This is a genomic window from Herbaspirillum sp. FG34 (genome assembly GCF_057809315.1).
Window position 1 is genome coordinate 390684 of the sequence record NZ_JBMDJS010000002.1, and the last position, 18354, is coordinate 409037.

15 protein-coding genes are annotated in these 18354 nt (G+C 64.3%); 11 read left to right on the plus strand and 4 right to left on the minus strand.

What is annotated here, in order from left to right:
* Positions 1-37: 37 nt before the first annotated feature.
* The 3 genes from ACODSZ_RS03855 to ACODSZ_RS03865 all read left to right on the plus strand — a co-directional run bounded on the left by ACODSZ_RS03855 (position 38) and on the right by ACODSZ_RS03865 (position 4656).
* Positions 38-1069, plus strand: a complete 1032-nt coding sequence (locus ACODSZ_RS03855; protein WP_008329712.1) for a hypothetical protein — start codon at positions 38-40, stop codon at positions 1067-1069.
* Entirely contained in the window at positions 1066-2760 is a 1695-nt protein-coding gene (gene recJ / locus ACODSZ_RS03860) for a single-stranded-DNA-specific exonuclease RecJ (RefSeq protein ID WP_008329713.1), read from the plus strand. Before ACODSZ_RS03855 ends, recJ begins: the two co-directional genes overlap by 4 nt.
* 210 nt (positions 2761-2970) lie before the next feature.
* Positions 2971-4656 (plus strand): diguanylate cyclase domain-containing protein, encoded by a 1686-nt coding sequence (locus ACODSZ_RS03865; protein WP_175343817.1) that lies wholly within the window; start codon positions 2971-2973, stop codon positions 4654-4656.
* Here ACODSZ_RS03865 and ACODSZ_RS03870 read toward each other — a convergent pair.
* Together ACODSZ_RS03870 and ACODSZ_RS03875 are read right to left on the minus strand one after the other, a co-directional pair.
* Positions 4598-5326: a hypothetical protein gene (locus tag ACODSZ_RS03870; protein ID WP_034350432.1), complete on the minus strand. Its 729-nt coding sequence runs from the start codon at positions 5324-5326 to the stop codon at positions 4598-4600. The genes ACODSZ_RS03865 and ACODSZ_RS03870 overlap by 59 nt on opposite strands.
* 90 nt (positions 5327-5416) lie before the next feature.
* On the minus strand, positions 5417-7372 hold the full coding sequence (locus ACODSZ_RS03875) for a PhoX family protein (protein ID WP_488927071.1): 1956 nt from the start codon (positions 7370-7372) through the stop codon (positions 5417-5419).
* A 176-nt stretch (positions 7373-7548) separates the two neighbouring features.
* Between ACODSZ_RS03875 and prfB the strand changes: the two genes are divergently transcribed.
* From prfB to ACODSZ_RS03905, 6 genes are all read left to right on the plus strand, one after another.
* Positions 7549-8653 (plus strand): peptide chain release factor 2 gene (gene prfB / locus ACODSZ_RS03880; RefSeq protein WP_175343815.1). Its coding sequence is split into 2 segments (ribosomal slippage): positions 7549-7629 and positions 7631-8653, totalling 1104 coding nucleotides; the frame shifts between segments, so codons are not numbered across the junction.
* 76 nt (positions 8654-8729) lie between these two features.
* A complete protein-coding gene (gene lysS / locus ACODSZ_RS03885; RefSeq protein ID WP_008329721.1) occupies positions 8730-10271 on the plus strand; it encodes a lysine--tRNA ligase in 1542 nt (513 codons plus the stop codon).
* Positions 10272-10562: 291 nt separating this feature from the next.
* Entirely contained in the window at positions 10563-11246 is a 684-nt protein-coding gene (locus ACODSZ_RS03890) for a glycine zipper 2TM domain-containing protein (protein ID WP_175344552.1), read from the plus strand.
* Positions 11247-11669: 423 nt separating this feature from the next.
* Positions 11670-12605 (plus strand): alpha/beta hydrolase, encoded by a 936-nt coding sequence (locus ACODSZ_RS03895; RefSeq protein ID WP_008329730.1) that lies wholly within the window; start codon positions 11670-11672, stop codon positions 12603-12605.
* 118 nt (positions 12606-12723) lie between these two features.
* On the plus strand, positions 12724-13254 hold the full coding sequence (locus ACODSZ_RS03900) for a DUF4118 domain-containing protein (RefSeq protein ID WP_034350434.1): 531 nt from the start codon (positions 12724-12726) through the stop codon (positions 13252-13254).
* A gap of 126 nt (positions 13255-13380) precedes the next feature.
* Complete coding sequence (locus tag ACODSZ_RS03905) at positions 13381-13815, plus strand: response regulator (protein ID WP_175344553.1); 435 nt, start codon at positions 13381-13383, stop codon at positions 13813-13815.
* On the opposite strand, the gene pdxR is transcribed toward ACODSZ_RS03905, so the two are convergent.
* A complete protein-coding gene (gene pdxR, locus ACODSZ_RS03910; RefSeq protein WP_175344554.1) occupies positions 13781-15277 on the minus strand; it encodes a MocR-like pyridoxine biosynthesis transcription factor PdxR in 1497 nt (498 codons plus the stop codon). The genes ACODSZ_RS03905 and pdxR overlap by 35 nt on opposite strands.
* Before the next feature lie 109 nt (positions 15278-15386).
* Between pdxR and ACODSZ_RS03915 the strand changes: the two genes are divergently transcribed.
* Positions 15387-16139, plus strand: a complete 753-nt coding sequence (locus tag ACODSZ_RS03915; protein WP_488927072.1) for a GNAT family N-acetyltransferase — start codon at positions 15387-15389, stop codon at positions 16137-16139.
* Here ACODSZ_RS03915 and ACODSZ_RS03920 read toward each other — a convergent pair.
* The gene (locus tag ACODSZ_RS03920; RefSeq protein ID WP_008329735.1) at positions 16114-17022 is read right to left on the minus strand and encodes a LysR family transcriptional regulator; all 909 of its coding nucleotides are present in this window, start codon (positions 17020-17022) and stop codon (positions 16114-16116) included. The genes ACODSZ_RS03915 and ACODSZ_RS03920 overlap by 26 nt on opposite strands.
* A gap of 195 nt (positions 17023-17217) precedes the next feature.
* On the opposite strand from ACODSZ_RS03920, the gene argC reads away from it, so the two are divergent.
* Positions 17218-18150: an N-acetyl-gamma-glutamyl-phosphate reductase gene (gene argC / locus ACODSZ_RS03925; protein WP_175344556.1), complete on the plus strand. Its 933-nt coding sequence runs from the start codon at positions 17218-17220 to the stop codon at positions 18148-18150.
* The last annotated feature ends 204 nt before the right edge of the window (positions 18151-18354 follow it).

Genomic DNA, 18354 nt, shown 5'->3' on the forward strand with positions numbered 1-18354 from the left:
GGGCCAAGCGGCGCGCCAGCCGCTAAAATAGCGCCCCATGAATCAACTCGACATCCTCATCCCCTTCGCCCTGCCCCCGGCCGAGCTGGCGCGCGACCTGCTGCGCCAGTGCCAGGCGCCGGCACTGGCCATGCTGCTGGGCCGGGGCAAGGCCGTGGCGCGCCAGGCGCATGATCCGTTTTCACGCGCCCTGCCGCATGAACACTGGCTGGCCCGACGCTTCGGCCTGCCGCCTGCCGCCCAGGATTGCAGCCCGGCTGCCGCCAGCGCGCTGATGCAGCGCTTGGGCCACGCGCCCAGCGCCGGCCACTGGTTCGTGCTGCATCCGGCCCACATCCACGTGGCCCGCGATCATCTGGTGTTGACCGACATCGGCCAGCTGCAACTGGAGGAGGACGAATCGCGCCGCCTGTTCGACGCCGCCCTGCCGCTCTTTACCGAGATCGGCCATGAGCTGGTCTATGGCGACGCCCGTACCTGGTTCATCCGGGCCGATGCCTGGGCCGGCCTGCGCACCTCCACCCCTTCGGCGGCCAGCGGGCGCAATGTCGATATCTGGATGCCCGAAGGACCGGGCGAGCTGGCCTGGCGCAAGCTGCAAAACGAAGTGCAGATGCAATGGTTCGCCGAGTCCCTCAACGAACAGCGCGAAATGCGCGGCCAGAAGGCCATCAACTCGATCTGGATCTGGGGCGGCGCCGATGCCGGCGTGCTGGCGCAGGACATCTACACCGAACGCTTCGGCCTGCGTGGCTGGCTGCGCGCCTTCGGGCAGGAGCGCATCGATGGGGGCGCGGCCCAGCTCGTGCGCGGCAGCGGCCACCGCCTGCTGGTGCTCGATGCCCTGGCCGAAGCCGCGCTGGCCGAGGAATGGGGTCTCTGGCTGCAGCACCTGGAACACCTGGACCGCGACTGGCTGGCACCCTTGCTGGTATCGCTGCGGGCAGCAAGCCTGGAGTCGCTCAATCTGATCCTGAGCGGCGCGGATCGCAGCCTGGAAGTGACGGTCACCCGTGGCGCGCTGCGGCGTTTCTGGCACAAACCTTCACTGGCGGGGCTGTCGGCATGATACGCGTCACCACCCGCTCCTATGACATCACCCAGGCCGAGCAACTCATCGCCGAAGGGGTGCACCCGGTGCTGGCACGTGTCTATGCGGCGCGCGGCCTGTCCACCGCACGTGAGCTGGCCAGCGAGCTCAATGCCCTGATCGCCCCGTCCGGCCTGCTGCATATCGATGCCGCCGCCAGCTACCTGGCCGACGCCATCGCTGCGCGCAAGAAGCTGGTCATCGTCGCCGACTACGACTGCGACGGCGCCACCGCCTGTGCCGTCGGCCTGCGCGGATTGCGCCTGTTGGGTGCGCAGGTCGACTATATCGTGCCCAATCGCTTCGAATACGGTTACGGCTTGACGCCCGAGATCGTCGAGCTGACCGTGCGCGAGAAGAATCCCGACATCATCGTCACCGTCGACAACGGCATCGCCAGCATCGATGGTGTGGCCGAAGCCAAGCGGCGCGGCATCGACGTCGTGGTGACCGACCACCACCTGCCCGGCGACGCCCTGCCGGAGGCGCGCGTGATCGTCAATCCCAACCAGCCGCAATGCGGCTTCCCCAGCAAGAACCTGGCCGGGGTGGGCGTGATGTTCTACGTGCTGCTGGCGCTGCGCGCCGAGATGCGCAAGCGCGGCCTCTTCGATGCCCAGACCCAGCCACGGCTGGACAGCCTGCTCGACCTGGTGGCCCTGGGCACCGTGGCCGACGTGGTCAAGCTGGACGCCAACAACCGCATCCTGGTGGCGCAGGGCTTGAAGCGCATGCGCAGCGGCAAGATGCACCCCGGCATCGCCGCCCTGTTTCGCGCCGCCGGCCGCGAGGCCCGCCGCGCTACTCCGTTCGACCTCGGTTTTGCCGTCGGCCCGCGCCTGAACGCGGCCGGCCGCCTGGCCGACATGTCGCTGGGCATCGAATGCCTCACTACCGATGACGAAGGCCGTGCCTGGGCCATCGCCCAGCAACTCGACGCCATCAACCGCGAACGGCGCGACATCGAAGCCGGCATGCAGGACACCGCCCTGCTGCTGCTGGACGATTTCAACCCGGCCGACCGGCGCACCATCGCCGTTTTCGATCCCTCCTGGCACCAGGGCGTGATCGGCATCGTGGCCTCGCGCCTGAAGGACAAGTTCTACCGCCCCACGATCACCTTCGCACCGGGAGATGAAGGTTTCATCAAGGGCTCGGGCCGCTCCATCGCCGGTTTCCACCTGCGTGACGCGCTCGATCTGGTGTCCAAGCATGCCCCCTCGGTGATGACCAAGTTCGGCGGCCACGCCATGGCGGCCGGGCTGACCATCCATGCTGAAGCCTTCGATGCCTTTGCGCAGGCTTTCGAGGCGGTAGGGCGCGACTGGCTCACGCAAAACCAGCTGGAGCGCGTCATCGAGACCGATGGCGAACTCGAGGACAGCTACTATTCGGTGGAATTCATCAGCCTGATGGACCAGCAAGTGTGGGGCCAGGGCTTTGCCCCGCCGGTGTTCTGCGACCATTTCCGCGTGCTCAGCCAGCGCATCCTCAAGGACAAGCACCTCAAGCTGCAACTGGAAAAGGGGGGGCGCAAGTATGACGCCATCTGGTTCGGCCATACCGATGCCCTGCCCGACCATGCCCAGGTCGCCTTCCGGCTGGATGCCAACGAATACAACGGCAAGACCAGCGTGCAACTGATGGTGGAACATGCGGAACCCGCCTGAAACCCTGACAGGCCCCTCGTCGAGCCAGGCGGGCTGCGCACGCGGGCAAAGCCTTGCCCTGCAAGGATTGCAGCCCGGCAATAGCTAAAAAAAGAGCACCGGCACCACATTGCAGTGGCACAATATTGGCTTGGAGCGACTTCCGGGCAATTTTGAAGGAAGTGGGCAACAAGGGCGCTCCGAGCAAAAACAACAACATCAAATCCCTGAATGAAGCTCAAGCGCATCCATTGCAGCCTGGTGTCTCGACTCGTCCTCTTCGGCCTCCTGCTGATCGTGGTCAGCGCCTTCATGCGCTACTACATCCTGATCGACTTTCTGGAAAAGGAACAAGCCCAGGTCGCAGCCGACCAGCAAAGCACCATCGCCAGCTATCTGGCCGAGGACATCGGGTACCGCGTACAGGAGCGGGCGCACTACCTGGAACGCCTGGCCCGGCACCTGCCGGCGTCGATGCCGGCAGACCGCGCAGGACTGTACACCTGGCTGCAGGAGCACCAGGAATTGCAGCCGCTGTTTGCGCAAGGACTCTTCGTGGCCGACACCAACGGCATGATCGTCGTCGACTACCCCACGCTCAATGGCCGCCGCGCCCTGTCGCTGACCGGGTACCCCGATTTCGAACGCGTCATGCGGGGCGCCACCGTGATCTGCCCGCCCCTGACCAGCCCGGCCAGCGGCAAACCCATCCTTGCGATCATGACGCCGCTGCGCAATGCCGAGGGCCGGATCGTGGGGGTACTGGGCGGCAGCACCGAACTGACTGCGCCGGGCTTCCTCGATCACCTGCAACGGGCCAGACTGGGGCCGACCGGCAGTTTCCTGCTCATTGCACCCAACCAGCGCCTGATCATCGCCTCCAGTGACGAGGCCCTGGTCTATACCCGCTTGCCTCCCGTGGGCCAGGACAAGCTGATGGACCAGGCCCTGCAGCAGGGATACCGCGGCAATGGCGTGGACGTGGCGGCCAATGGGGTCAGTGAAATCAAAGCCTTTTCCTCGGTGCCCGGCACCAGCTGGCTGGTAGCGGTGACGCTGCCGCTGGCCGACGCTTTGCCCACAGTCGCCCGTACCCGCGCCCTGATCGGGCGCGGTGGACTGATTCAGGGGGTCATGGTGGTTGCGCTGGTGGTGCTGGCCTACCTGTGGTTCTTCCGCCCGCTGCGCCGTGCCGCCGCCCTGGCCGACCGCATGACGCGCGGCGAGCTGCCGCTGTCGCCGCTGCCGGTGGAGCGGCGCGATGAAGTCGGCCACCTCACCATGGCCTTCAATGGGCTGCTCTCGCGCCTGAAGCTGCACCAGGCCGAACTGCAACATCAGGCCCATCACGACGTGCTGACCGGCCTGCCCAACCGCATGATGCTGGCCGAACGGATGGAGGCGGCGCTCACCCACGCCTGCCGCGAACGCAATGGTGTGGCGCTGCTGTTCCTGGATCTGGACGGTTTCAAACCGATCAACGATACCCTCGGCCACAAGGCCGGCGACCTGGTGCTGCAGGAAGTCACACGGCGCCTGCGCCAGGTGGCCCGCCACGGCGATACCTTGGCGCGCGTGGGCGGGGATGAATTCGTGCTGCTCATTACCGATCTCGGCCAGCCCTACGAACAGGGCGCGCAGGTGCTGGCCGAAAAATGTATCAAGGTGGTCTCGGAACCGCTGCACCTGGCGCAGGGAGACTATCAGCTGGGCGTGTCGGTGGGCATCGCCGTGTGTGACGGCAGCTGTGACGCCGACAGCCTGCTGCAGGCGGCCGACAAGGCCATGTATGCCGCCAAGGGCAACGGCCGTGGCTGCTACGTGATTGCCCCGGCACGGCCGACGGTGGCCGACGAACTCAACGTACCGGCAGGAACTGCAGGAATGACCCGCCCAACAGGTTCTGCACATAGCTGATGCCGGCACGGCGATAGCGCTCGGTCATGAATTCGGCCATCAGGTCCAGGCGGCCGACGATCTTGCCGAATTCACGTTCGAAACTCAGATTGCGTGCCTGGCTGCCGATCTCGTCGGACAGCAGCAAGGGTGCACCGCTGGCATGGCGGCGACTGGAGAGGATCCAGGCGGCGATCTCCACATTGCGGGCAGCGTTGTAGAGACGCTGGGCATCGAGCCCGTCGACCAGGAAGAATTCAATCTTGTTGCCATGCGCCACGATGATCATGTCGGCGGTGGCATCGATGAAGGCCGCGACCCTATCCCCCTTGAACTCCGGCGACAAGGCCAGCGTCATGGCCTCGATATCGCGCTTGCCCTGCAGTTCCGGCCAGGCCTGGCGCTGTTCGATGGCCTGGCGCACCTTCTGCTCGGCCTCGTCGCGGCTGGCCGCAGTCTTTTTCCATTCGGCCGGATTGCGCCGATACAGCTTGGACATCAGCAGGTAGAGACTGTCGAGATTGGCCCGCATGGCCAGGGTAGCCACGCGGTTGCTGTCGGATTGGCCCATCTCGCGTGAACTGGCCTGGGCGCCCTTGACTTCGCCATGCGGGGCGGGTGTCGAGGCGCACCCGGCCAGCAGTGCGAGGCACAGCAGGGGCGGCAGGAGAAAAAACAGCTTTCTGGTCATCGGCGGGCGGCACGAAACGAGCTGACAGGGCCTGATCCTAGCAGAATGCGTTCCCTCCGCCCCCTTCAGACTGAAGCCTTTTGCTTCACCTCAGGCCTTGCCGGTCTGCGGCAAACCGGTCAGATAGCCCACCGTGGCACCGAAGCGATCCTTGTAGTTGGCGCGTACCAGCGGGTCGAGGGTGTCCTTGACCTTGTCGTGCAAACCTTTTTCCCAGTCGCCGGCGTGCTGGAAATTGCTCATCACGTAGGTCCAGCCGTTGATTTCATCGACGGCGTGCAGGCCGGTCGATTCGGCACCGGCCGGGCAGGACAGTACGCGGGTGAGCGCCTTGGTATCGACGTTGTAGGCCCACAGGAAGTTGTTGACGTGCATGCCGCTGTCTTCGCCGATGAACAAGGTCCGCAGCTTCTCGGAGAACTTGATGTTGTCCGGATTGGCAATGTGCTCCTGATCGGCCAGGTTGCCGAGGGCATCCGGTGTCTTCAGGTCTACGCCCACCAGGGCCGCCGGCGGGGCCATGTCGATGGCGACCCATTCACTGTCGATGACATTGCCGCCGGTATCGCGCTGGCCACCGCGCAGGTTCAGGGCGTACACGGCGCCGGCCCGGGGCCCGGCGACCTTGATGTGACCGGAGCCATTGAGCATCGAGGTCTGGATGTAGGACATGGCCGAATAGGCGATCTTGTCCTGCGCGTTGACGGTCGTGCCTTCCATCTTGGTGAAGCCCAGGCTGCCACCGGCGAGTGCCGCATAGCGGTGGGTTTCGAGGAAGGCCGCGGCCTTCTGCATGCCCGGCTTGACGCGCACCCAGTTGAACTTGCCGTTGAACGGGATCTTGGAGAAGGAACCGTCGGCCGGATCAGTGGTGCGGATGTCCATGATGTCGGCGGCCTTGTAGCGGTCTGCCATGGCCTTGACTTCGGCGCTGGTGGCGCTGCCAAGGCGCACCCAGGACAACTTGCCCGCGCCCGGACCGACGCCCGAGACCTGCTCCCAGCGCGCCACGTAGAGCGTGCCCGACGACAAGTCGGCAGCACGGTCAGCGATGAACATGAACAGGCCACCATTGGTGGCGTCGTCGCCCATCAACACGGTGCGCTGGTCCGGCATGACCTGCACCAGCTCGTGCGAGATGCGGCCCAGGCAGTAGTGCTTCTTGATGGAGCCGGTGCCGTCGGGGTGGACGGTCACTTCCGGCAAGTGGCCGTAGTGGTAGGGATTGGCGCGGTTCTCGTCGCCATACAGATTCTTGCTGAAGGCCTTGAATTGCGGGTTGGAGGCGATGGCCGAGGCATCCGGTTCATATTCTTCCGACGACAGGTGCGTATTCCAGGGCGACAGGCTGGCGCCGCAGGTGATCCACAGACCGTTGACCTGGGACGTATCGACATTGTGGTACTGCACCAGCGACAACTTGCCCGAGGACGGGTCCTGGTCCAGCGTCAGCACGGCGATGGGCGACGGCAGCTGGCCGTACATGGCGGCCTGCTTCTGGTCGCGGGTGGTGTATTCGAATTGCACCACGGCAAATACCGCATTGCCCTTCACGCCCGGCACCTTGGCACCGGCCACGGTCAGCAACGAAGAGCCGTCCGGGCAGTCGGAATAGAACTGGCGCTCCTTGCCCGGCACCGAACGGTCGATGATGGGCTGATTGTTGATGTCGAGGTAGCCGCCGGCGAGAATGGTGCCGCCCTTTCCGTCGGGCACCATGTCGCCGGTCATGAAGAAGGGTTGATAGGCCAGCTTGTAACTCTGTTTGCTGCCATCGGCAAAGGTCACTTCCAGGGCCGAACCGACGGTGGTGGTGGCCATCGCGGCCGGATTGGCCAGAGTCGGAGCCGGCATGCCGGTGAAGCGCGCCGAGGCAAAGGGCTTGCCCGCGCCGGGGGTGGCGCAGGCCGCCAGCAGGGCCGAGGCCGACAGGCCGCCGGTCAGCGGCAGCAGGGGCGCGGCGCCCAGCGCCTTGAGCAGGTTGCGACGGCCGGCTTGCGGCTGATCGACGTCGGATTGGGTAGCGGTGGGGGCAGGCTGTCTCATCGAAGGTTCTCCGTATTGGCTAGCAGATGGCAGGCAGCGCCGGGCGCCGCTGTCAGGATTTTGTCAGTCAAACAAGCGCGCCGATGGTAGCGAGGGAAAATGACAGGCGCGTGACGGGGGTGAAACTGCCCTCCTCCTCTTGTATAATTCGAGGTTTGATCGCAAAAGAAACCATCATGGAAGCAGAACGCCTCAATTCCCTCCAATCCTTGCTCGACGACCTGGCCACCCGTGCCACCGAGCTTCGGAGGTATCTTTGACTTCGATGTGAAGTCGGAGAAACTCGAACAAGTCAACGCCGAACTGGAAGACCCCAACGTCTGGAATGACCAGAAGCGGGCCCAGGACCTCGGCAAGGAAAAGAAATCGCTGGAAGCGATCGTTCACACCCTCGTCAAGATCGACAGCGAACTCACCGATGCGCGTGACCTGTTCGAGATGGCGCGCGAGGAAAAGGACGAGGACACCATCGTCGCCATCGAGGCCGATGCCGAGAACCTGAAGAAGCTGGTGGAAGAAATGGAATTCCGCCGCATGTTCAGCGGCCCCATGGACGCCAACAACTGCTTCATCGACATCCAGGCCGGTGCCGGCGGTACCGAAGCCCAGGACTGGGCTTCCATGCTGCTGCGCCAGTACCTGCGCTATTGCGAACGCAAGGGCTTCAAGGCCGAGATCCTGGAACAGTCCGACGGTGAAGTGGCCGGCATCAAGACCGCCACCATCAAGGTCGAAGGCGAATACGCCTATGGCTTCCTGCGCACCGAAACCGGCGTGCACCGTCTGGTGCGCAAGTCGCCCTTCGACTCGTCCAATGGCCGCCATACCTCCTTCTCCAGTCTCTTCGTCTACCCCGAAGTGGACGAATCCTTCGAGATCGAGATCAATCCGGCCGACGTGCGTGTCGATACCTACCGCGCTTCCGGTGCCGGTGGTCAGCACATCAACAAGACCGACTCCGCCGTGCGCCTGACACACGCGCCGTCGGGCATCGTCGTGCAATGCCAGAACGACCGCAGCCAGCACCGCAACCGTGCCGAAGCCTGGGACATGCTGCGCGCCAAGCTGTTCGAACTGGAACTGCGCAAGCGCATGAGCGAACAGCAGAAGCTGGAAGACTCCAAGACCGACGTCGGCTGGGGGCACCAGATCCGCTCCTACGTGCTGGACCAGTCCCGCATCAAGGACTTGCGCACCAACTTCGAAACCGGCAATACCAAGGCCGTCCTCGATGGCGACCTCGACGACTTCATCGCGGCCTCGCTGAAACAGGGCGTCTGATCCGCAGCGGCTGCGCGGCCTTGCTGCGCGGCCGGCTCATGCTGATCCGACCGTTCAACCTTCAAGAATTCCAACCATGACCACGCAAAACACCCCCGCCGCCCAGCCGGCAGCCGACGAGAACAGCATCATCGCCGAGCGCCGCGCCAAGCTGGCGGCGATCCGCGAACAGGGCATCGCCTTCCCCAACGATTTCCGTCCGGCCAACAACGCCGCCGACCTGCATGCGAAATACGACGGCTTCGAGAATGAGGCCCTGGAAGCCGAGCCGGTCACCGTCACCGTCGCCGGTCGCATGATGTTGAAGCGGGTCATGGGCAAGGCCGCCTTCGCCACCCTGCAGGATGCCTCGGGCCTGCGCGCCGATGGCCGCATCCAGCTCTACGTGACCCGCGACGTCACCGGCGAAGAAGCCATGGCCGCCTTCAAGCACTATGACCTGGGCGACATCCTGGGTGCCGAGGGTACGCTCTTCAAGACCAAGACCGGCGAACTGTCCATCAAGGTCACCAGGCTCAAGCTCATCACCAAGTCGCTGCGCCCGCTGCCGGACAAGTTCCACGGCCTGGCCGACCAGGAAATGAAGTATCGCCAGCGCTACGTCGACCTGATCATGAGCGAAGAGACCCGCCGCACCTTCAAGGCGCGTACCGCCGCGATGTCGTCGATCCGCCGCTTCATGGAAACCAACGGCTTCATGGAAGTGGAAACTCCGATGCTGCACCCGATCCCGGGCGGCGCGGCGGCCAAGCCCTTCATCACCCATCACAATGCGCTGGACATGCAGATGTTCATGCGCATCGCCCCCGAGCTGTACCTGAAGCGCCTGGTGGTGGGCGGCTTCGAGCGTGTCTTCGAGATCAACCGCAACTTCCGCAACGAAGGTGTCTCGCCACGTCACAATCCCGAATTCACGATGATGGAGTTCTACGCCGCCTACGTGGATTACCAGTGGCTGATGGGCTTCACCGAACAGGTGATCCGCCAGGCTGCCATCGACGCCCACGGCACTGCCGTGCTGACCTACCAGGGCCGCGAGCTGGACCTGTCCAAGCCCTTCGACCGCCTGACCATCACCGGCGCGATCCTGAAGTACGCCCCGAACTACACCGAGACGCAACTGGCCGACATCGACTTCCTGCGTACCGAACTGAAGAAGTTCGGCGTCAAGACCGACCAGGCCCCGCTGGCCGGCGCCGGCATCGGTGCGCTGCAACTGGCGCTGTTCGAAGAGACGGCCGAGTCGCAACTGTGGAACCCGACCTACATCATCGACTACCCGGTTGAAGTCTCGCCGCTGGCGCGCGCCTCCGACACGGTGGCCGGCATCACCGAGCGCTTCGAGCTCTTCATCACCGGCCGTGAGATCGCCAATGGCTTCTCCGAGCTGAATGACGCCGAAGACCAGGCTGCCCGCTTCCAGGCCCAGGTCGCGGCCAAGGATGCCGGTGACGAAGAAGCCATGTATTACGATGCGGACTACATCCGCGCCCTGGAATATGGCATGCCCCCGGCCGGTGGCTGCGGCATCGGCATCGACCGCCTGATGATGCTCATTACCGACTCGCCCAACATCCGCGACGTGATCCTGTTCCCGCACCTGCGTCGCGAAGACTGATCCTTGCAGCAGGGAGATGGCGCATCCCGCCGCCGTCTCCCCTCTGCCTGACCAGCCCGCCTGCGCATCCCGCTCCCCGGATGCGCAACCCAAGCCTCCCCGCATTGCCCCGCCTGCCCCCTCCCCCTTGCAAGACCATCCTGGTTTGCCGCAAAGCCACACCCAGCATGACTGTTGCAGGATTACAAGTCCTTACAACTGACACAGAATCGGGATTTTTTTTGGCTCATGACCACTCCATAATCCAGTCATCCACTCATCAACGACAACAGAACAACTAGAGAGGTCAACATGGAAACCAAGACCAATACCCCCCAGCACCCGAACGCCAGCAACAATGCCCTGACCCAGCCCGCCCAGCCGGCTTCCTCCGGTCGTATCCATCCGCTGGTGGCCGGCGCCTCGGTGGCCGTCATCCTGGTCAGCCTGATCGGCGTGGCCGCCATGACCGGTCTGCTGCCTAGCTCCAAGAGTGCCAATTCGCCGCAACAGGTCGCCGCTCTGGAGCAGGCGGATCAAGCGGGCCAGGGCCAGCAAGGGCTGGCGCAACAGCGCGCACCGCAATCGACTTCCTACCAGCCACAGCCTGGCGCCTACCCGGCCCAGGCGGCAGCTCCGGTGGCCCAGCGCGCCCCGGCCGTCTGCAGCAGCTGCGGTGAAGTGGTGGGCGTACGTACCGTGCGCCATACCGCCCCCACCAGCGGCGTGGGCATCGCCGGGGGAGCCGTGGTCGGTGGCCTGCTGGGCAACCAGATCGGCGGCGGCACCGGCCGTACCCTGGCCACCATCGCTGGCGCCGTCGGCGGCGGCTATGCCGGTAACGAGGTAGAAAAGAACGTGCGCGCCACCACCAGCTACGTCGTCGACGTACGCATGGAAAACGGCAAGACCCGCAGCTTCCCGCAAACCAGCGAAAACTGGCGCGTCGGCGACCAGGTGCGCGTAGTCAATGGCCGCCTGGAAGGCCGAGGCTGATGCCCGACGGCATTTATCCTGCCCCGCTACACCGACCGCAAGCCCTTCGACTCGCCTCGAAGGGCTTTTTCGTTTTCCCTGCACCCGATGGGGGCCCGCATCTCGCCCTTTAGTGCAATATATGAAGGTTTGTGCACCGATTGCGGCTTTACAACGTTATGCTGACATCACATTGTCACATTCCTGCCGGATGGCATGTCAGGCCACCCTCGTGCGGCCATCGTGGGGATGCAGGTGATAAACGCTGGCAACATTTTGTCGAGGCAGTTAGACTTCCGCAAAAAGTCATCCGCCTGGACGCCAGCGGAGTTAGTAGCCGGGAAACAGAACGCGCTCAAGCGTCGACCCGCTTACTCGTACTGAACGGGGGGCGAACGATTCGCCAGGCCGCGCCGAAGGGGCGCGAAAAGCGTTTGAAGATTTATGGACTCACAGTCATCCACAGAAACCATCCGTCCGGCCAGCCCATTGCCGGACAACGACGCTGCCCAGCGGCATACTGAAGAAAGACCAGGCGGCCCCCACAAGGACCACGCCGTCATCCTGCTGCACGGCCTGTGCGGTTCGCAGCTGGAAATGGGCTCCATCCCCAAGCAGTTGAAGAAGGCCGGCTGCACCGTCATTGCCCTGAACATCGACAATTATTCCGCGGCCCTGACCAATCCCCGCGTCTCCCCCGACTGGGAGGACTGGTGCGCCGTGGTCGAGAGCCGGGTGGCGCGCCTGAAGGAAGAATTCCGCACCGTCTCGCTGTGCGGCCTGTCCATGGGCGCCACGCTGGCCCTGGCGGTGGCGGCGCGCAGCAAGGAGCTGCTGTCGGTGGTGCTGCTCTCGCCGGTGCTGCAGTATGACGGCTGGTCGGTACCCTGGTATTGGAAACTGCTCACCGTGGTCTATGACATGGGCGTGCGCGACTGGTCCTACAAGGAAAGCGAACCCTACGGCATCAAGAACTTCGAAATGCGTCGTCGCGTGGCCGCCGCGCTGGAGAAGGATGGCGTCGCCGCCGTGGGCGCTGCCTCCATCCCGGCACGCCACCTGCGCGCGGCCCTGCGCATGATCGCCTTCGTGCGCAAGTCGCTGCCGCTGGTGCGTACCGATACCCTGATCATTCATTCCATCGACGATGAAACCGCCTCGCCGCGCAATGCCGAAGTGATCCTGCAGCACATCAATGCCGAGATACGCAAGGTCGTCTGGCTGGGTGACTGTTATCACATCATCACCGTGGACAATGAACGCGAGATCGTCACCAATGAAACCGTGATGTTCATCAAGCGCAGCATCGAGATCCACGGCAACGAGATGAACCGCAAGTATCTCGCCCACTCCTCGCCGCTCAAAGACAGACGGCACTGAGTGGATGTGCAGAAAAACCGCTGATCCACGCTGCCTGCCGCCGATCCGCCATTTGACAGACCCGCATTCTTACATTCTTAACATGAGCCCATTGCAGCATCGAGCAATGTGAACCAAGATGGATACCACACGCCCCCACTCCAAGACCATCATGAGCCTGATCCGACTCAAGAATGCCAAGAGCTGGCGCCCGCAGGGGTTCCGGCCAGTGTACGTCTGTACCGTCGGCTTCGTGGCGGCATTCGGACTGCGCTATGCGCTGGCACCGTTTGTGGATGAGGCGCTGTCGATGCTGTTTTTCTCCGTCAACTGCATCGTGATGAGCTATCTGTTCGGCTATCTCTATTCCCTGGGCCTGCTGGCCGTGAGCATTCCCACGGCGATGTTCTTCTTCCGCAAGCCCTTCTATACGATGGATGGATTGAACGACAAGGATATCTTCCTGATCCTGGTCTACATCGTCATCGTCGCCACCGCCTCGATCATCATTGAATGGCTGCAGCGCGAGCGCTATGCCGCCGTGCTCCAGCAGCGCGTATCCGAAACCCGTTACCGCCTGCTCATCGAATCAGACCAGGCGCGCCGTGCCGAATACGCCAGACAGTTCGAAACCAGCCCCGGCGAAGGCAGTCGAGCTGAAATGAGCTGAACTGCCCTGGCCGGGCATTGACGGTCCCCGTCTCCACCGCAGAGCATCAGGAAGCATCAGGAAGCCCCTGATAGTCCCCGTCGCCCGACTCTCCTAAGATGGTGCCATCCCAGCAAGGAGGCTGCCATGTCCCTGACTCATCACCTGCCCCGCGTACTCGTCGTCGATGCCGACCTGGACGCCATAGAAACCGCCCGCTTTGCCATCTGGCGCAGCCAGTTGCCCTGCCAGTTCGCATGGTTCGATGATGCCGAGCTGGCCAATGCGTCCCTGCTGACCAAGGCCCTGTGCCGCAGCAAGGATCTCCCGGCCTTGATCCTGCTCGATCCACGCAGCTTTTCCGGCACCGAAGGCTATGAATTGCTGCGCACCCTGTGCATCTACCAGCAACTGGCGCAGATTCCGTTGGTGCTCTTCACGGCCGCACCGATGTCCGCCGATTTCGCACAGGAGCAGGACAGCCGCATCTGGTATGCCGCCAAGCCCGCGCGCGCCGCCGATTACATGGACCTCGTCACGCGCTGCGTCAAGCAGCGCCTGCGTCAGCCTGCCACGCTCTGATCTGATGGCGCAGAGTGCGCCTGACGATCCCGGCCAGGCGCCGGATCAGCGCATCGTATTGCTCTTCGGACGTATTGCCGTAACCGATCACCAGCCCGTTGTGGCGAGCCTGTGGCGACCCTGCTGAAAACGAGGACAGCGCCCCCACGTTCATTCCTGCGGCGCGCGCCGCCGCGCTGACTGCGCCGTCGGCACAACCCGGTGGCAACCGCAGCGTCAGGTGCAGGCCGCTGGCGCCGCCCGAGATGTCCAGCCCCGGCAAATGGGTCTGCAAGGCGGCCCGCAAGGCCTGCTGGCGTTCACGATAGAGCCGTTTCATGCGGCCCAGGTGGCGCGCGAACTGGCCACCCGCCATGAACTCCGCCAGCGCCAGTTGTTCCAGCCTGTGCCCGCCGCGCAACATTTCGGCCAGCGCGCGCCAGGTGTCCTCCCCCACCGACGCCGGCAAGATCAGAAAACCGATCCGCAAACCCGGAAACAGCGTCTTGCTGAAGGTTCCCACGTACAGCACCGGCGCCTCCGGCACCAGCCCCTGCATGGCCGGGATGGGGTGGCCGTGATGGCAGAAGTCGCTGTCGTAGTCGTCCTCGATGATCCAGCAGCCATGCTCACGCGCCCGCGCGATGAGCGCCAGACGCCGCGCCAGCGACAATACCGCGCCGGTCGGATATTGGTGCGAAGGCGTCACATGGATCAGCCGGGGCGGCCAACGCCAGTCCCGATCGGCAATCAGGATGCCCTCGTCGTCGACCGGCATGGAACGAATCTTCATATCGCCTGAATGGAAGGCTGCAAGCACCCCGCCATAGCCGGGATCTTCCACCCAGGCGCGCTCGCCGGGATTGGCGAAGAGCCGCACGCACAGCGACAGGGCTCCTTGTGCGCCTTCGGTCACCACCACCTGCCCCGCTTCGCATCGCACCCCGCGCGCCACCCGCAGATATTGCGCGATGGCTTCGCGCAGGGCCGGTTCACCCAGCGCTTCGCCATAGGCCAGCGCCATCGGCCCTGCCCGCTTCAGGGCGCGCTCCTGCGCGCGCAGCCAGGCATTGAGCGCAAACCGGTTCAGGGCCGGCATGCCCGGTGTCAGCGGCAGGGCACGGTCACCGGCATCACGCGTGGACTTGATCGCACTGACCCGGCGTGATGGCCGCTGACGGTCCTGGCGTGCTACCGACGGTTCGGCGCGGATACCGGCAGGCATCGCCAGCAGCGTCGCCACCCGGGTTCCTTGTCGATCCGCTTCGGCATAACCTTCGGCCGTCAGTTGCTCGTACACCGCCAGCACCGTATTGCGCGCTACCTGCAACTGCTCGCACAGGCTGCGGGTGGAGGGCAGGCGGCTGCCCGGCGGCAACTGGCCGCCAAGAATGGCGCGTTTGAAGCGCGCCAGCAATTGCTGCTGGCGCGACATGGAACCGGCACTGAGGTCGAGCGGGGAAGACAACAGGGAAAGAGGCATGGCAAGGTGCTTTCGTGGCTCCATCAAATGAGTATCCTGTGGCACTTTTGATGATGCCACGAAAACGCTATCGTGCCAGGATCTGTTCACACCCGCCACGAAAGCAACCATGACTGATCTCCCCCGCACCAATGAATACCAGCAAGCCATCGGCCCCGCCCTGCCCGACTGGCAGCCGCGTCCACGCCCCGACGGCCAGACCCTGCAAGGCCGCAGCTGCCGGATCGAGCCTCTGGATGCAGCCCGCCATGCCGGACAACTGTACGCCGCCTTTGCCACCGCCCCGGACGGGCGCGACTGGACCTACATGATGAGCGGCCCCTTCGCTGATGCCGCCAGCTACCGTCAGCAGGCCGAGCAGATGCAGGCCACGCAGGACCCGCTGCATCATGCCGTGATCGACCTGGCCAGCGGCGAAGCGATCGGCACCCTGGCACTCATGCGCATCGAACCGGTACATGGCGTCATCGAGGTCGGCCACATCGCGCTGTCAGCGCGTCTCAAGCGCAGCCGCATGGCCACCGAAGCGCATTACCTGCTGATGCGCCATGTCTTCGAAGACCTCGGCTATCGCCGCTACGAATGGAAATGCGACAGCCTCAATGCGCCCTCGCGCGCGGCGGCGCAGCGTCTGGGTTTCCGCTTCGAGGGCGTGTTCCGTCAGGCCATCGTTTATCGTGGCCGCAGCCGCGATACGGCGTGGTTCTCCATCATCGACAGCGAATGGCCAGCCCTGCGCCGGGCCTTCGAACAGTGGCTGGATGATGAAAATTTCGATACCAGGGGACAGCAGCGCCAGTCGCTCTCCGCCCTGACGCGCGCTGCACTCGCGCCCGTCAACGCGATGTCTTCAACTGCTTGAGTTCCCACAGCGCCTCCAGCACATGGCACGTGGCCGGTTCGAGCTGGCTGGCGCGGTGGGCAATGCCCAGGGGGCGCCACAGCGCCGGTCGCAGCGGTCGCATGACGATGCGCGGATCCAGTAGCACGGGCCGGCCTTGCGCGCTGGCCTCGTGCGGCAAGAGCGTGGCGCCATAACCGGCGGCCACCAGGCTCTTGATGGCATCGTTGAAATTGAGCTGGATGCGCGCCACCGGTGCTTCCCCGGCCCCCGCGAACCATTCCGTGGTCAGGCGCGAGAGCCGTGTTTCGGGTGCATTCAAAATCAGCGGCTGCGCGGCCAGCCAGCCGGGCGTGACCAGTCGCGGCACCTGCCAGGCCGCCGGCAGGAAGGCCATCACCGGATCGCGCCGCCAGGGCTTGACGCATAGCCCCTGGACGGGTGATTGCGGCAGCGCCACCAGGCCGATGTCGAGCAGCCCTTCGTGCAGCTGCGACAAGGTTTCCTGCGAGGTCAGAATGTGGATCTGCACGTCGATATCCGGATGACGTTGCCCCAGCCGTTCCAGTACCTGCGGCAGCAGCGTGGCAATGGCGCCGGTAGAGGCGCCCAATCGTACGCGCCCGGCCAGCCCCAGCACCTGCCGCCCTACTTCTTCCAGCGCCTGATCAGCTGCGGCCAGCAATTGCCGGGCGCGGACGATGAGGGTGGCGCCAATGCCCGATGGCCGCACCTGGCTGCGCTGGCGCAACAGCAGCGGCGCACCGATGCGCTCTTCCAGCTCGCTGATGTGCAGGCTCACCGTGGGCGGTGCCAGGTGCAACTCGCGCGCGGCAGCGGCAAAGGAACCCAGGTCGGCAATGGCCACCAGGGTACGCAGGCGATCCAGGCTCAATTCACGCATCGCATGACTCCCGACAGAAAAAGATCACGTTCCAAAGATCACGTTCCAAAGATCACGTTCAGTAGACATTCAGAAAAGCTGAACGAACTCTTTAGAATATTCAACTTTTCCAATTATACGATCCGCTTCAACATGCAGTCTTCGGCAAGCGTCGGCCATTCGATTTCGGCGCCTTTCCCTGTATTGGAGCGAACCGTGAGCACACTTCCCCTGATCTTCATCGATGGCGACCAAGGCACGACCGGCCTGCAGATCCATGAGCGCCTGCGTGGCCGCCATGACCTGCGCATCCTGACCCTGCCGGCTGCCGAGCGCAAGGATGCGCGGCGTCGCGCCGAGGCCCTCAACAGCGCTGACATCGCCCTGCTGTGCCTGCCGGACGACGCCGCCCGCGAGGCCGTCACCTTGATCGAGAATCCCCGGGTGCGCGTGATCGACGCCAGCTCGGCCCATCGCACCAGCCCCGGCTGGGTCTATGGTTTCCCCGAACTGTCGACGACACAGCCGCAGGCCATTGCCAACGCACAGCGCGTGACCAATCCCGGCTGCTATCCGACCGGCGCCATCGCCTTGCTGCGCCCGCTGGTGCAGGCAGCACTGGTGCCGGCCGACTACCCGCTGGCCATCCATGCCGTCTCCGGTTATTCCGGTGGCGGACGCGCCCAGGTCGAGCAATACGAAGGTCCGGATGCCGCCCAGGCCGCGCCCTTCGTGCTCTACGGACTGGGCCTGGCACACAAGCATCCGCCCGAGATGCAGCTGCACGCGGGCCTGTCGCAACGTCCGGTGTTCGTGCCCAGCTACGGCGCCTTCAGGCAGGGCATCGTGTTGTCCATCGCCCTGCAGACCCGTCTGCTGCCGCCCCAGGCCACGCTGGAGAGCCTGCGCACAACGCTGCAGGCGCATTACGCCGGTGCGCGCCACGTCATGGTGCTGGATGCAGAGCAAAGCGCGGCCACCACCCGGCTCGACCCGACCCGCCACAACAACAGCAACGACATGACACTGGGGGTCTTCGGCAACGCGACGGCGGGCCACATTCTGCTGTGCGCGGTGTTCGACAACCTTGGCAAGGGTGCCTCCGGTGCCGCCGTGCAAAACCTGGACCTGCTGCTGGGCGCTCGCTGACTCGCATCTTTTTTACAAGCTCATCATCTCAAGAAGCTTGACGAACAAGCCAAAACCACAAGGCCCGGCTCATCGTCAAGCGGAAGACTCGTAAAATCGCGTAAAGCCGACGTTGCGAACAAGGCAGGAATGGACAGGCTGTGGCATCATGCCGGTTCGATTTGCCACACAACCTGCAGGCGATGGACTGGCAAGCACCCGCCG